The sequence below is a fragment of the Pantoea sp. CS_6 genome (assembly GCF_041954745.1).
GTDB lineage: Bacteria > Pseudomonadota > Gammaproteobacteria > Enterobacterales > Enterobacteriaceae > Pantoea > Pantoea stewartii.
In genome coordinates this window covers 412,320-425,116 of the sequence record NZ_JAVAYG010000001.1, presented here as the reverse complement: position 1 = coordinate 425,116, position 12,797 = coordinate 412,320, and the positions used below count along the sequence as shown (strand labels likewise).

The 12,797-nt window shown below is 53.9% G+C and carries 14 protein-coding genes and 1 pseudogene; 5 read left to right on the top strand and 10 right to left on the bottom strand.

Going from position 1 to position 12,797, the window contains the following annotated elements; all coding sequences use genetic code 11:
- Nucleotides 1-4: 4 nt before the first annotated feature.
- The 3 genes from RAC90_RS01860 to RAC90_RS01850 all read left to right on the top strand — a co-directional run bounded on the left by RAC90_RS01860 (nucleotide 5) and on the right by RAC90_RS01850 (nucleotide 2,198).
- Nucleotides 5-805, top strand: coding sequence for a PTS mannose/fructose/sorbose transporter subunit IIC (locus RAC90_RS01860; RefSeq protein WP_033742216.1), 801 nt, complete (start codon nucleotides 5-7; stop codon nucleotides 803-805).
- Between the two features lie 15 nt (nucleotides 806-820).
- Nucleotides 821-1,666: a PTS mannose transporter subunit IID gene (locus RAC90_RS01855; protein ID WP_006119465.1), complete on the top strand. Its 846-nt coding sequence runs from the start codon at nucleotides 821-823 to the stop codon at nucleotides 1,664-1,666.
- Nucleotides 1,667-1,739: 73 nt separating this feature from the next.
- Entirely contained in the window at nucleotides 1,740-2,198 is a 459-nt protein-coding gene (locus RAC90_RS01850) for a DUF986 family protein (protein ID WP_375123880.1), read from the top strand.
- Here the strand turns inward: RAC90_RS01850 and rlmA are convergent.
- The 5 genes and pseudogenes from rlmA to RAC90_RS01825 all read right to left on the bottom strand — a co-directional run bounded on the left by rlmA (nucleotide 2,195) and on the right by RAC90_RS01825 (nucleotide 5,329).
- Nucleotides 2,195-3,004, bottom strand: a complete 810-nt coding sequence (gene rlmA, locus RAC90_RS01845; RefSeq protein WP_375123879.1) for a 23S rRNA (guanine(745)-N(1))-methyltransferase — start codon at nucleotides 3,002-3,004, stop codon at nucleotides 2,195-2,197. The two genes, RAC90_RS01850 and rlmA, sit on opposite strands and share 4 nt — an antisense overlap.
- Nucleotides 3,005-3,140: 136 nt before the next feature.
- Entirely contained in the window at nucleotides 3,141-3,350 is a 210-nt protein-coding gene (gene cspE, locus RAC90_RS01840) for a transcription antiterminator/RNA stability regulator CspE (protein ID WP_001062678.1), read from the bottom strand.
- Nucleotides 3,351-3,386: 36 nt separating this feature from the next.
- Nucleotides 3,387-3,505 (bottom strand): annotated as a pseudogene (locus RAC90_RS01835) (DUF2627 domain-containing protein).
- A 529-nt stretch (nucleotides 3,506-4,034) separates the two neighbouring features.
- Nucleotides 4,035-5,039, bottom strand: coding sequence for an MBL fold metallo-hydrolase (locus RAC90_RS01830; protein ID WP_375123878.1), 1,005 nt, complete (start codon nucleotides 5,037-5,039; stop codon nucleotides 4,035-4,037).
- Nucleotides 5,040-5,056: 17 nt separating this feature from the next.
- Nucleotides 5,057-5,329, bottom strand: a complete 273-nt coding sequence (locus tag RAC90_RS01825; RefSeq protein WP_375123877.1) for a YebO family protein — start codon at nucleotides 5,327-5,329, stop codon at nucleotides 5,057-5,059.
- 218 nt (nucleotides 5,330-5,547) lie between these two features.
- Between RAC90_RS01825 and RAC90_RS01820 the strand changes: the two genes are divergently transcribed.
- A complete protein-coding gene (locus tag RAC90_RS01820) occupies nucleotides 5,548-5,787 on the top strand; it encodes a YobH family protein (RefSeq protein WP_033741931.1) in 240 nt (79 codons plus the stop codon).
- Nucleotides 5,788-5,817: 30 nt separating this feature from the next.
- On the opposite strand, the gene kdgR is transcribed toward RAC90_RS01820, so the two are convergent.
- Entirely contained in the window at nucleotides 5,818-6,612 is a 795-nt protein-coding gene (kdgR, locus tag RAC90_RS01815) for a DNA-binding transcriptional regulator KdgR (RefSeq protein WP_375123876.1), read from the bottom strand.
- Between the two features lie 184 nt (nucleotides 6,613-6,796).
- On the opposite strand from kdgR, the gene RAC90_RS01810 reads away from it, so the two are divergent.
- On the top strand, nucleotides 6,797-8,170 hold the full coding sequence (locus RAC90_RS01810; protein WP_375123875.1) for an MFS transporter: 1,374 nt from the start codon (nucleotides 6,797-6,799) through the stop codon (nucleotides 8,168-8,170).
- Between the two features lie 36 nt (nucleotides 8,171-8,206).
- On the opposite strand, the gene htpX is transcribed toward RAC90_RS01810, so the two are convergent.
- The 4 genes from htpX to RAC90_RS01790 form a co-directional block, all read right to left on the bottom strand.
- Entirely contained in the window at nucleotides 8,207-9,088 is an 882-nt protein-coding gene (htpX, locus tag RAC90_RS01805) for a protease HtpX (protein ID WP_033741934.1), read from the bottom strand.
- A 245-nt stretch (nucleotides 9,089-9,333) separates the two neighbouring features.
- Nucleotides 9,334-11,379, bottom strand: coding sequence for a carboxy terminal-processing peptidase (gene prc, locus RAC90_RS01800; protein WP_033741935.1), 2,046 nt, complete (start codon nucleotides 11,377-11,379; stop codon nucleotides 9,334-9,336).
- Between the two features lie 19 nt (nucleotides 11,380-11,398).
- Nucleotides 11,399-12,103, bottom strand: a complete 705-nt coding sequence (gene proQ, locus RAC90_RS01795) for an RNA chaperone ProQ (protein ID WP_006120309.1) — start codon at nucleotides 12,101-12,103, stop codon at nucleotides 11,399-11,401.
- 96 nt (nucleotides 12,104-12,199) lie between these two features.
- The gene (locus RAC90_RS01790) at nucleotides 12,200-12,700 is read right to left on the bottom strand and encodes a GAF domain-containing protein (RefSeq protein ID WP_375123874.1); all 501 of its coding nucleotides are present in this window, start codon (nucleotides 12,698-12,700) and stop codon (nucleotides 12,200-12,202) included.
- Nucleotides 12,701-12,797 lie beyond the last annotated feature (97 nt).

The window sequence follows — 12,797 nt, the reverse complement described above, 5'->3', positions numbered from 1 at the left end:
TATGATGGAAATAACCACACTTCAAATTATTTTGATCTTTATTATCGCCTGTATTGCCGGTATGGGATCCATCCTGGATGAGTTCCAGTTTCACCGCCCTCTGGTGGCCTGTACCCTGATTGGGATCGTACTGGGGGACATGAAGACAGGTATCATCATCGGCGGGACGCTGGAGATGATTGCACTGGGCTGGATGAACATTGGCGCGGCGGTCGCCCCTGATGCGGCGCTGGCGTCCATTATCTCCACCATTCTGGTCATTGCAGGTGGGCAAAGCGTCGGTGCCGGTATCGCGCTGGCTATTCCGCTCGCTGCCGCCGGCCAGGTGCTGACCATTATCGTGCGCACGTTGACCGTGGCATTCCAGCATGCGGCGGACAAAGCCGCAGAGAAAGGCAATCTTACGGCCATTTCGTGGATCCATGTCTCCGCCCTGCTGCTTCAGGCCATGCGCATCGCCATTCCGGCGTTGATCGTTGCGATTTCGGTTGGCACGGACGCGGTGCACTCTCTGCTCAGTTCGATTCCTGAAGTCGTGACGAACGGACTCAACATTGCGGGCGGCATGATTGTGGTGGTGGGTTACGCCATGGTCATCAATATGATGCGGGCCGGTTACCTGATGCCGTTCTTCTATCTCGGTTTCGTGACGGCGGCTTTCACCAGTTTCAACCTGGTTGCGCTGGGGGTGATTGGCGTGGTGATGGCCGTGCTTTATATCCAGCTCAGTCCGAAATATAACCGTACCGCCGGTGCGCCTGCGGCCTCACCGTCAGCTAACGATCTTGACAACGAACTCGATTAAGGAACAGGTGACAACATGGTTGATATAACAAAAGTCGAAAAGAAACTGACGCCAGGCGATGTCCGTGCTGTTTTTGTACGCTCAAACCTGTTCCAGGGTTCCTGGAACTTCGAACGTATGCAGGCGCTGGGATTCTGTTTTTCTATGGTGCCGGTGATTCGCCGTCTCTATCCTGAAAACAACGATGACCGCAAGCAGGCGATAAAACGTCACCTTGAGTTCTTTAACACACATCCTTATGTTGCGGCCCCGGTCCTGGGCGTGACCATGGCGATGGAAGAGCAGCGCGCCAATGGTGCCGCAATTGATGATGGTGCAATAAACGGCATCAAAGTGGGCCTGATGGGGCCGCTGGCTGGCGTAGGTGACCCGATTTTCTGGGGAACGGTTCGTCCGGTGTTTGCCGCCCTGGGTGCGGGCATCGCAATGAGCGGCAGTTTGCTCGGTCCATTGCTGTTCTTCATCCTGTTTAACCTGGCCCGTCTGCTCACCCGTTATTACGGTGTGGCCTACGGTTACCGTAAAGGGATTGATATCGTCAGCGATATGGGCGGTGGCTTCCTGCAAAAACTGACCGAAGGTGCCTCTATCCTTGGGCTGTTTGTCATGGGCGCGCTGGTCAATAAGTGGACGCACGTCAATATTCCGCTGGTGGTGTCACGCATTACCGACCAGACCGGCAAGACCACAGTCACTACCGTCCAGTCGATTCTGGATCAGTTAATGCCCGGCATCGTCCCGCTCCTGTTGACCTTTGCCTGTATGTGGCTGCTGCGGCGTAAGGTCAATGCCCTGTGGATCATCGTTGGTTTCTTTGCTATCGGTATCTTCGGCTACTGGATCGGCCTGCTTGGGCTGTAATCCTGACGCAATCGGGAGCAAGGCTCCCGATTTTTTTGGCGGTAACATCCACTGAAACTCGAAAGGAAGCCCCATGTCATTGACGGACATCATCATCGCCCTCTGCATCGCTGCTCTGCTGGTGTTTGCGATCTACGACGAGGCGATTCTGCCCCGACGTAAAGGCCCGACGTTGTTACGTGTGCCGCTGCAGCGCCGTCATAAAGCCGACAGCCTGATTTTTATTGGTTTACTGGTCATCCTGCTCTGGAACAACGTCACGCATCAGGGACCCGTGCTGACCACCACGCTCTTGATGATGATGTGCTTTTTGTCCTTCTGGCTGTTCTGGCTCCGCCGTCCTACGCTGGTCATGAAACGGGAGGGATTGTTCTTCGCGGGTATCTGGATCGCCTATTCCCGTATCCAGAGCATGAATCTGTCTGAAGACGGCATTTTAGTCATCCAGCTTGAACAGCGGCGCTTACTGATCGCCGTGCATCAGCTTGACGATCTTGAGCGGATTTATCAAACCCTGGTCGAAGCGCGTTAGTCGCGTTGCCACAGGGTTATCACAAAATCCGCTTCGCAGTGAAACTGCGCGCTTTCGGCTAACGTCTGCCAGACGTCTGGCCGCGCGCGCCAGGCAAAGGGCGTCATCTGCAATAATGTGGTGGCGGCCTGTCTGGTAAGGGCCATCGGATAGGTTAATGCATGCCGGGCACGTTGCTGAAAGCCCTGATACACTTTCCCTTCCGGTGCGTGCAGCTGAACATCGCGATAGATCAGCGCTTTGAACTGCGCCAGATGGTGCGGGCCCGGCGTAACCGTTAACAGGTATCCACCGGGTTTGATGACGCGATTAAGCTCCGCTTCATTACAGGGCGCATAGATGCGAACCACAGCATCAAGGGAATGGTCCGCAAACGGCAGACGCTGACTGGAGGCGACACAGAACAGGACCTGCGGATAGCGCTTCGCCGCGAGCCGAATGGCCATTTTGGCCACGTCCAGGCCAAAGACCTTGCCCGCTGGCGCAAAGTTATCCGCCAGCGCACCGGTGTAGTACCCTTCCCCACAGCCTGTATCCAGGATCTGAGCGGCCGGTACCTGCAGATGCTGATTCAGCACGTCAACCACCTTGTCCCGCAGGGGCTGATAGTAACCGGCCTGCAGAAAGTCACGTCGCGCCTGCATCATCTCCGCGCTGTCGCCCGGCTCGCGGGAGCCTTTATGTTGAACGGGCAGCAAATTGACATAGCCCTCTTTCGCCTGATCGAACTGATGGCGATTTTCGCAACACCAGCTGCGTTCGGTCAGGTTCAGGGAAGAGTGACAAAGTGGGCAAATCAAGGACATAAGGCGCTCCGGCATCTATGGACGCGCAGCAGTGTACTCGACAGGGAACACGAGCGAAAGCGTAAAAAAAGCCTCGGCCAGAAGGCCAAGGCTTTAATATCTGAGACCGGGCGCAGGGCACCCGTCTGAGGCGAAATCAGATAGCAGTAACGTTAACAGCTGCCGGGCCTTTCTGGCCGTCCTGAATTTCGAACTCAACGTTTTGGCCTTCGGCCAGCGTTTTGAAGCCGTTGCCCTGAATAGCAGAGAAGTGTACGAACACGTCTTTGCTACCGTCAGCTGGAGTGATAAAACCGAAGCCTTTAGACTCGTTGAACCACTTAACCTGACCTTTAATCTTTGCCATTTTACTAATTCCTTAAAGTGTTTATTTGCCCGGAGGCTAACCTACAGATAAAACAGAGACATTACTGAATGAGGCACTGATTAAAGTTCGGCAAGGAAGCGGTATTCAACGTCAACGTCTTTACTCGTAACTTCTTTACTGAAGATGCCATACATAAACAGAACTGTACCTCGTTTAACCCACGAATTGTTATCACATATCCGCTAAATAATGGCAAGCCATTTTTAATATGTCGATCGTTAGTTTTTGCATAATTGCAGGGTAGCTCCCAGAGAATGTACTTTATGGTACAAAATGCTGCGAACCGAAACCCAGCGACCGTCATAACTTCACGATAAAATAAAGGCTTCCTGCATCCCGGATGGGATAACGTACTACTTTTCCTGCTTTTATCATGATGTATGACAATAAATAAATTACATTGCACTAATATGGCAATAATGCACCAAATAAAGGAATGGATAAGGGGAACGGTAACCCCGGACGGCTTCAGCTTGTACAGCTTTTATTATTTCGTACAAATATAAAAATTATTATTAGTAAAATCAAAAGTTGAGACTTTCCCTCCGCACTAATCATTTTCTTGACAGCTGACGTTTGAATTGCCCCGAGCGCGTAAAAGAAATAAAAAGCGAATACGCCGGAGCCTTGCCGTTTCACAAACACAGGGCCCCGTATTTCGGATTAGGTCGGATTGAGATCGCTCAGACTGTGGCTCGCCCCAATTTTCCAGGGCGCAAAATTTTGCTGACCCTCGCCGCTCTGCGCGAGTGCTCGCTGGAGTTCAGCCGGGGGCGCATCCAGTGACTCATCCGCCAGTTCGAAAACGCCCCAGTGAATGGGAAGGGTCAGTGGCTGACCTATCGCGCGCCACAACGCCACCGCCTGCTGGGGATCCATGTGTTGTGCCCCCATAAACCAGCGCGGTGCGTAAGCGCCTATCGGCAAAGCGGCCAGATTAAAGGGGCCATAATGCTGCGCAATCGCCAGAAGACTGTCGCTGTAGCCGCTGTCACCGGAAAACCAAAATCGCAGCGAAGCGGTCCTGATCACCCAACCGCACCACAGGGTTCGGTTGCGATTAGTAACGGTGCGCATGCTCCAGTGGCGCGCAGGGACCGCATCAAACTGTATTCCCGCAAACACTTTCTGTTGCCACCAGTCAAGCTCATGCACCTGTTTGACCCCATAACGCTTACACCACTCCGCCAGCCCCAGCGGCACCAGAAAAATAGTGTCCGGAAAGCGGCGCACAATCTGTTTGATGGTGGGCTTATCCAGATGATCGTAATGATTATGGGATATCAGGACGTAATCCAGCCGCGGTAACTGGTCAATGGCCAGCGGAGAAGGCGTTTTACGTTCAGGTCCGATAAACGGCAAAGGGGAAGCCCGCCGGGACAGCGCGGGATCAATCAGAATATAGTGTTGGTTTATGCGCATCAGCAGCGCCGCATGGCCCAGCCACCAGAGACGGTCATCCTCCCCGTTCAGATCGGCAGGTTGCCACCACTGCGTAATAAACTGGTCATAGCCCTGACGAGGCGGATGGGGTAATCCCTGGGCTTTGCGTTCACGTCGCCAGCGCTGCAGGTCACCTTGCTGGCGGCTGTCGGGCTCAGGGTTACGAAACCCCTCAGCGGTGTGATGGGGTTTACTGCTGTCATACCAGGGATTTTTCCAGGCCATCCGGCCTCCATGCAGGGTTAACGTTCCGGGATTAAACGAATCAGTCCGTCGTTTTCCGACGGCGCTCCGGGGGACGGCTCATCTGCACCATTCTGCGCCTCAATCATCCGCCGCAGCAGTGCATTCTGTTTCTTTTGCTCTTCTAACAATGACGTCAATAACGCAACCTGTTCGTTCGCCCGAACGCTGGCGCGATTAACGTAAAACCACAGCATTAATGCCACAATCAGCGCCAGCAGAAAAACGCCGTAACTGATTACCGGTCCCGCATTCGCGGCTAACTCATTCATAACTGCCTCAAGATACCTGATGAAATCACAAAAAAAGGACGACCGTCTATTCTACTCCGCGCCGCCGCAAAAGATAATGGTGACGTCAGCGATATAGCGCTTTCTGCGCTTTCAGTTATCTCTGATCGCATCCTGCCTGAAAGCGAGGCATGCTAATCCTGTACATCATGTTAAGCAGCAGTCACTGGAACGCTGCGTGGGTATCATAAGGAGATACAATGAAACTCTTCATTCGGGCGATTATCGTTATCGGCATCCTCTGGCTGGCTATGCTGTTCACAGGTTACGGCGTGCTGGCGGGCAGCAACAAGAATGCCGCGGGACTGGGGCTGAAATGTAACTATCTGACCGCCAGAGGGATGGTGACCGCGCAATATCTGCATACAGACAGCGGCGTGGTGGGCGTGACGGATTGCCCGCTGCTAAAGAAAAGTAGCGAAGTGGTCGACAACGGATAACGGAGGAGCGGGCCAACTGGCCCGCTTTTTTTAACCCCCGTCATTGCCGGTATAGCCCAGCTCTGACGAAAGACGTTGGCCCGCTTCACGTAACAGCGTCACGTACTGTTGCTTGTTCGCGGCAGAAAAGCGCAGCGTGGGAAAGGACAGGCTCAGTCCGGCGACGGCGACACCAAAGCGATCAAAAATGGGCACGGCGATGCAGCGCACGCCCACTTCCTGTTCTTCGTTATCCTCACCATAACCCTGTGCCTTGACCTGACCCAGTGCTTCGCGTAACGCGCCTGCGTCCGGTAAGGTGTTGGCGGTGTTAATAGTGAACGTCATGCGCTCCAGAATGGCATTCACCTCCTCCCGATTGCGCCAGGCCAACAACACTTTTCCCAGTGCGGTGGAGTGCAGTGGATTGCGGTGACCAATACGTGAGGCCATACGCAGGTTATACAGCGAGTCAATTTTATGCACATAGACCACGCTGTCATCATCCAGCGCGCCCAGATGGATTGTCTCTTTGGTCAGACGCGATAACTCGCGCATGTGTACATCGGCGCTGCGGATAAGATCGCTATGCTGCAACGCATTGGATCCCACCTCAAACAGTTTCAAGGTCAGCGAATATTTCTCACTTTCCCCTTCCTGCGCGACATAACCCAATGCTTTCATGGTTTGCAGGAATCGGTAGACCGTACTTTTGGACATAATCAGCCGTTGTGCCAGCTCGGTAATACCGTGATCGCGCTCTTCGCTTAACGCCTGCAAAATCCCGAATACTTTTTGCACCGAAGAGACGGCATCCGGCTGTTTATCCTTTTCGTCAGCGGCCATTTGTCACCCTGAATACGTGTTTCAAAAAAACTGGAACAGAGTTGCAGTATAGAGTGACAGCGCCGATCCCGGCAATCTTCCGGGTTTGAAACATCTCTAAAATATATTTTTTCCGTGGGTACGATGCAATTTGGCGGCCAATTGATTAGCATGATGATATTCACACTCTTTAATATTAGCCTCTATGTCACTTTCCTCTTCTGACGGCGGACTCGCAGTACCCCAACGCTACTGGGCTATTCTGACGATCGCCATCGGCCTTATCATGGCGGTACTGGATGGATCGATTGCCAATGTCGCGCTGCCAACCATCTCACGTGAGCTACAGGCCAGTCCGGCCCAGTCAGTCTGGGTGATTAATGCTTATCAGATTGCCATTGTCGCCTCGCTACTGTCGTTGTCCTTTTTAGGCGATATCGTCGGCTACCGCCGCGTGTACCAGGCAGGGCTGGTGGTGTTTGCCATCACGTCGGTGTTTTGCGCCCTTTCGCCCTCCCTTCCCCTGCTTACGCTGGGCCGGGTGCTTCAGGGCCTGGGGGGTGCGGCGATCATGAGCGTTAACACCGCTCTGATTCGTATCATTTATCCCCCACGTTATCTGGGCCGCGGCATCGCGATCAACGCCCTGCTGGTGGCGATCTCGACGGCGGCCGGCCCCACGGTTGCGGCAGCCATCCTCTCATTTGCCAGCTGGCGCTGGTTGTTCCTGATCAACCTGCCACTGGGCGTTGTCACGCTCTGGCTGGCGTTACGTTATCTGCCGGATAACCCGCAACGGGCCAAAACACAGAAGTTTGATGTCACCAGTGCGGTAATGAATGCGCTCTTTTTCGGCCTGCTTATTTCGGCGCTGGGTGGCTTTGCCCAGGGACAATCGATCTGGCTTATCGCAGGAGAACTTATCACGCTGCTTGTGGTGGGCTACTTTTTTATCCGACGCCAGCTGACGATGGCCGTGCCGTTGCTGCCGGTTGATTTGCTGCGCATCCCTATTTTTGCCCTGTCGATGTGCACCTCCGTCTGCTCTTTCTGCGCGCAGATGCTGGCGATGGTATCACTGCCCTTCTACCTGCAAAGCGTGATGGGGCGTACAGAGGTCGAAACCGGTTTATTGCTTACGCCGTGGCCGCTGGCCACCATGCTGCTCTCACCGGTCGCGGGACGTTTAATTGAACGAGTGCATGCGGGCTTACTCGGGGGATTAGGGCTGGCCCTGTTTGCCATCGGGCTTTTTCTGCTGGCTAACTTACCTGCGAAGCCAGACGACATGGACATTATCTGGCGCATGATGCTGTGCGGGGCGGGCTTTGGCCTGTTTCAGTCCCCGAATAACCACACCATTATTACCTCCGCTCCGCGTCAACGCAGCGGTGGTGCCAGCGGTATGCTGGGCACGGCACGGTTGCTGGGTCAGAGCAGCGGTGCCGCACTGGTAGCGCTGATGTTCAACTGGCTGGGCAATGACGGCACCCATGCGGCGCTGTTACTGGCGGCTGGATTCTCAACCGCAGCGGCCCTGCTCAGTCTGTCGCGCATAAAAACACCGCGCGTACAGTGATAAAAAAGGCGACTTCTCAGTCGCCTTTTTGCCGGGTTACTTCAGGTATTCGCCGCTACGCAGCGCTTCAATACGTTTATCTAACGGGGGATGCGACATAAACAGCTCGCTGAATGACTTCCCTTTACCGTTGATACAAAACGCCATCATGCTGCTGGGCTCCTGCGGCTCGTAGCTGGTTTTCAGGCGCTGCAGTGCCGCAATCATCTTCTCGCGGCCCACCAGTTTCGCTGAACCGGCATCCGCATGGAACTCACGGTGACGAGAGAACCACATGGTAATGATGCTGGCAAGGATACCAAACACCAGTTCCAGCACCATAGAAACGGCAAAGTACACCAGCGGATTACCGTTGCTGCTTTCTTCCCCATCGCGGTTACCAGACATGAAGCCTGCCGCAATCTGCGCCAGAATACGCGAAACGAAAATCACGAAGGTGTTCACGACGCCCTGAATCAGGGTCATGGTGATCATGTCGCCGTTGGCAATATGCGCGACTTCGTGCGCCAGCACCGCTTCAGCCTCGTCGCGGCTCATGTTTTGCAGCAGCCCGGTCGATACAGCCACCAGTGACGCATTACGGCGGGCACCGGTTGCAAAGGCGTTGATGTCAGGCGCGTGGTAAATCGCGACCTGCGGCATCGCAATACCGACCTGCCGGGCCTGCTGGCTAATGGTCTCTAACAACCAGCGCTCGGTTTCGTTGCGTGGTTGTTCAATCACTTCACCGCCGACCGAACGCAACGCCATCCACTTCGACATCAGCAGTGAGACAAACGCACCGCCGAAGCCAAACAGACCTGCCATAATCATCAGGCCCTGAACACTGCTTGACTGAATTCCTGTCAGGCTGAGAATCAGCCCGAATACCAACATCACTGCCAGGTTGGTCAGCAGGAAAAGAGCAATACGCATCATAACGGTTAATCATCCTCAGTAGTTCATGCGCTCATGCGCGGATACATATCCTATGAGCATTGTGCGGGTTTTCAAGCGACCTTGACGTTTAAGTGTCTAAAAAGACATAACTTTACAATATGACATAACCTTTACCGCAACCCTACTGAATGCGCGCAGTACAACACATTAACGTGACGCATCCTTGCCAGACTTATCATAAAAAAAGCACCGCAGTGCGGTGCTTTTTATTAAACCAGAACGTATCAGTTGCTTTTCGCTGCGGACGCGTCGGGAAGCGTCTTTTCCAGCTGCGCCAGATCGTTGGCAATCTTGACGGTTTCATCCAGATAAGGATCGGGTTCTTTGTAATCCTTAGGCAGGTCATCCAGGCTCTTCAGCGGCTTTTTGCCTTCGGCCTGATAGCGCGCATTAATGCGTTCCAGACGCAGCGCATCGTCTTCGTGGTTCTCTTTCTCGCGTTGAGCAAGATTGAGCGACACGATATTGCGCTTGTCCTTCATGGCATTAAAGCGGGCAATGTCCTTCATGATGTACTGGAACTCACGATCTTTCGCGATACGTTCATCATGTTCTTTCGTCAACTGCGGCACCAGCGCTTTCACATCTCCGGTTTTCGCGTAGGTGGCAGCCGTGATGCTGTCCCACGGTAAGGCGTTATCTTCAAACTTCTCGCCTGTCTCCGCCGCTTCAACGCCGGTAGGCATCAGCAGATCGGGGGTGACGCCTTTACGCTGTGTACTGCCACCGTTAATACGGTAGAACTTCTGAATCGTGTACTGAACCGATCCCAGCGCAGGCCATTCCGGACGCAGCATCTGATCGTAAATGCGGTTCAGCGAGCGATACTGCTGAACGGTGCCTTTACCAAAGGTCGGCTCGCCAACAATCAGCGCACGCCCATAGTCCTGCATCGCCGCCGCAAAGATTTCAGAGGCAGACGCACTGAAGCGGTCAACCAGCACCACCAGCGGCCCTTTATAGTACACAATGCCGTCGTTATCGCTGTCCTGACGGATGCGACCATTATTGTCGCGCACCTGCACCACGGGGCCACTTGGGATAAACAGGCCAGACAGTGAGACCGCCTCGGTCAGTGCGCCACCGCCGTTGGTCCGCAGATCAATCACGATGCTGTCGACATTCTGCTTTTGCAGTTTCTGCAACTGCACTTTGACATCATCGGTCAGGCCCACGTAGAAGCCCGGAATATCCAGTACGCCGACTTTCTGTTTGCCCACATTGTGAATACTCATCTTAACGGCGCGATCTTCCAGACGGATTTTCTCACGCGTCAGTGTCACAATGCGGGTTTTAGTACCTTTACCGGCAGGCAGGATTTCAAGGCGAACCTTACTGCCTTTCGGTCCTTTAATTTTGGCGACGACATCATCCAGACGCCAGCCAATCACATCTTCCATTGGCTTGCCTGGCTCACCGACGCCGACAATACGATCGCCAACGGTGATGGCTTTACTTTTCGCCGCCGGGCCACCCGCGACCATAGAATTGATCACGGTATAATCGTCATCCATCTGCAGTACGGCGCCAATCCCTTCGAGCGACAGGCTCATTTCAGTATTGAACTGCTCGGTATTGCGCGGCGACAGATAGTTGGTGTGCGGATCGATTTCGTGGGCAAATGCATTCATTGCCAGCTGGAACACATCTTCGCTGTTGCTCTGTGCCAGGCGACGGATGGCGAAGTTATAGCGTTTGGTCAGCACGTCACGAATTTCTTTTTCGTCTTTACCGGCCAGCTTCAGGCTCAACTCATCGTATTTCACCTTGGCATCCCACAGCGCATTTAATTCGTTCTGGTCTTTCGGCCAGGGCGCTTTGGAACGGTCAATATCGATGGTGTCATTACCGGTAAAGTTCATCGGGCGAGCCAGGACCGTGAGCGCGTACTGATAGCGTTCGAAGCGGCGTTTCTGGGCCAGATTATAAAGATCGTAAAAAATATCCAGCTTACCGCTACGCAGTTCGTCACCCAGCTGTGTTTTCTTGCTGGCAAACTGTGCTACATCCGACGCCAGCAGCACGTTGTGGCTGTAGTCGAGCATGTTGAGGTAGCGGTCAAAAATTTTGGCGGAAAACGCCCCGTCCAGATCGAACTGACGATAGTGAGAACGCGTGAACCGTGAGGTGACGCGCTCGCTGACGGTAGGATCCTGGGGATCTTCATGCAACTGAGGAATTTGATCGGCACGAGTGATGTTCTCGGCGGCAAAGGAAGGGCCTGACAACAGCAGGCCCGCGATCAATCCAACTTTTAACAAGGTGTTCATGCCGGGGTCAGCCTCCGTTTCAGAACTGCAGGTGTTCTGCGCGCACAATCATTGCCATGCCGGAAGCGAGCTGTACCCGGACGCCGTCTTTAGAAACTTCCAGAACGGTCGCGTCCATTGCACTTTTGCCTGCTTTAACTTTAATACTCTGGCCGGGTTGCAAAGTTGAGGTATCAGTGATGGGTTTAGCCTGCTGCTGCTCCGGACGGGGTGCCGGTTTGCGATGCTGCGAGGCAGTAGGACGCTCAGCAGACTGCGGACGCGGCTTACGCGCGGCGTCACCCTCTGCGGCTTTACGCGGAGCAGGTTTGCGTGGACGACGTGGCGCGCTGGCCCCTTCTTCCCCCTCACCGGCTTCACGACGCGCGGCCCGCTGCTGATCGCGTTGCGCCTGAACACGCGCTTTCGCGTCTTCCAGCTGCTTGCGGGCATGCTCAACGTGCTGCTCATCGAGAACACCGCACGGATTGCCGTCGAGATCCACGCGGGTCGCACCCGCTTTAATACCGTACAGATAGCGCCAGCTGGAGGTATAAAGACGTAATGCTGAACGTAACTGTGTTTTGCTCAGGTTCATTTCGCCCTGAACGCGCTCGACCAGATCCTGAAAGATACCGATTTTGAGCGGACGCGCTTCACCTTCAGCGCTAAAGCAGTGCGGAAAGCGCTCCGCCAGAAAGCTAATGACTTCTTTACTGCTATTCAACTTAGGTTGATTTTCCATGAAATTTCCTGATTACTACGGGTTTGCCGACCAGAGCAGGCATGAACAGGCGACATTATAATGACAACATCGCTAAATGCCATGCAATCCAGTCGATTAGCTACGCGTCAGCTGCAAATATTTTTCTAAGTCCGTGTTCGCGAGCACGTCGCAAAGCCCGTCAGTCAAGGCTACCAGCCCTTTTTCATCATCACTATCAAAGCGATTGTATTCCACACTGTCGATATCCAGCACGCCCACAACGTGACCGTTTACTTTCAGAGGAATCACAATTTCAGCATTACTGGCCGCATCGCAGGCGATGTGCCCCGGAAACGCATGCACATCATCCACACGCTGGACCTGATTTTGCGCCAGCGCTGTACCACAGACACCTTTACCCACGGGGATGCGCACACAGGCAATTTTACCCTGGTACGGGCCAAGCACCAGTGTGTCTGCTTCCGTCAGCAGGTAGAAGCCTGCCCAGTTCACGCCTTCGAGACGTTCATACAACAGCGCGCTAAAGTTACCCATCGCGGCGAGGAACGCCGTTTCTCCCGCCAGCAAGGCGCGCATATCGCGATCTAAATCGGCGTAAAAGGCAGTTTTGTTCATTATTCAACCGTTACCAGTGACATCCGGGCGGCTAACCACTCCGCCAGTTAAAAATAAGCACTAAAAATCCATAGCCATAAGGTGAATCATAGCGTTA

Excerpts from the sequence above, each read along its gene's own strand:
- RAC90_RS01860 (WP_033742216.1), top strand. The coding sequence starts at position 5 with ATGGAAATAACCACACTTCAAATTATTTTGATCTTTATTATCGCCTGT.
- RAC90_RS01855 (WP_006119465.1), top strand. The coding sequence starts at position 821 with ATGGTTGATATAACAAAAGTCGAAAAGAAACTGACGCCAGGCGATGTC.
- RAC90_RS01850 (WP_375123880.1), top strand. The coding sequence starts at position 1,740 with ATGTCATTGACGGACATCATCATCGCCCTCTGCATCGCTGCTCTGCTG.
- rlmA (WP_375123879.1), bottom strand. The coding sequence starts at position 3,004 with ATGTCCTTGATTTGCCCACTTTGTCACTCTTCCCTGAACCTGACCGAA.
- cspE (WP_001062678.1), bottom strand. The coding sequence starts at position 3,350 with ATGGCAAAGATTAAAGGTCAGGTTAAGTGGTTCAACGAGTCTAAAGGC.
- RAC90_RS01830 (WP_375123878.1), bottom strand. The coding sequence starts at position 5,039 with ATGGCCTGGAAAAATCCCTGGTATGACAGCAGTAAACCCCATCACACC.
- RAC90_RS01825 (WP_375123877.1), bottom strand. The coding sequence starts at position 5,329 with ATGAATGAGTTAGCCGCGAATGCGGGACCGGTAATCAGTTACGGCGTT.
- RAC90_RS01820 (WP_033741931.1), top strand. The coding sequence starts at position 5,548 with ATGAAACTCTTCATTCGGGCGATTATCGTTATCGGCATCCTCTGGCTG.
- kdgR (WP_375123876.1), bottom strand. The coding sequence starts at position 6,612 with ATGGCCGCTGACGAAAAGGATAAACAGCCGGATGCCGTCTCTTCGGTG.
- RAC90_RS01810 (WP_375123875.1), top strand. The coding sequence starts at position 6,797 with ATGTCACTTTCCTCTTCTGACGGCGGACTCGCAGTACCCCAACGCTAC.
- htpX (WP_033741934.1), bottom strand. The coding sequence starts at position 9,088 with ATGATGCGTATTGCTCTTTTCCTGCTGACCAACCTGGCAGTGATGTTG.
- prc (WP_033741935.1), bottom strand. The coding sequence starts at position 11,379 with ATGAACACCTTGTTAAAAGTTGGATTGATCGCGGGCCTGCTGTTGTCA.
- proQ (WP_006120309.1), bottom strand. The coding sequence starts at position 12,103 with ATGGAAAATCAACCTAAGTTGAATAGCAGTAAAGAAGTCATTAGCTTT.
- RAC90_RS01790 (WP_375123874.1), bottom strand. The coding sequence starts at position 12,700 with ATGAACAAAACTGCCTTTTACGCCGATTTAGATCGCGATATGCGCGCC.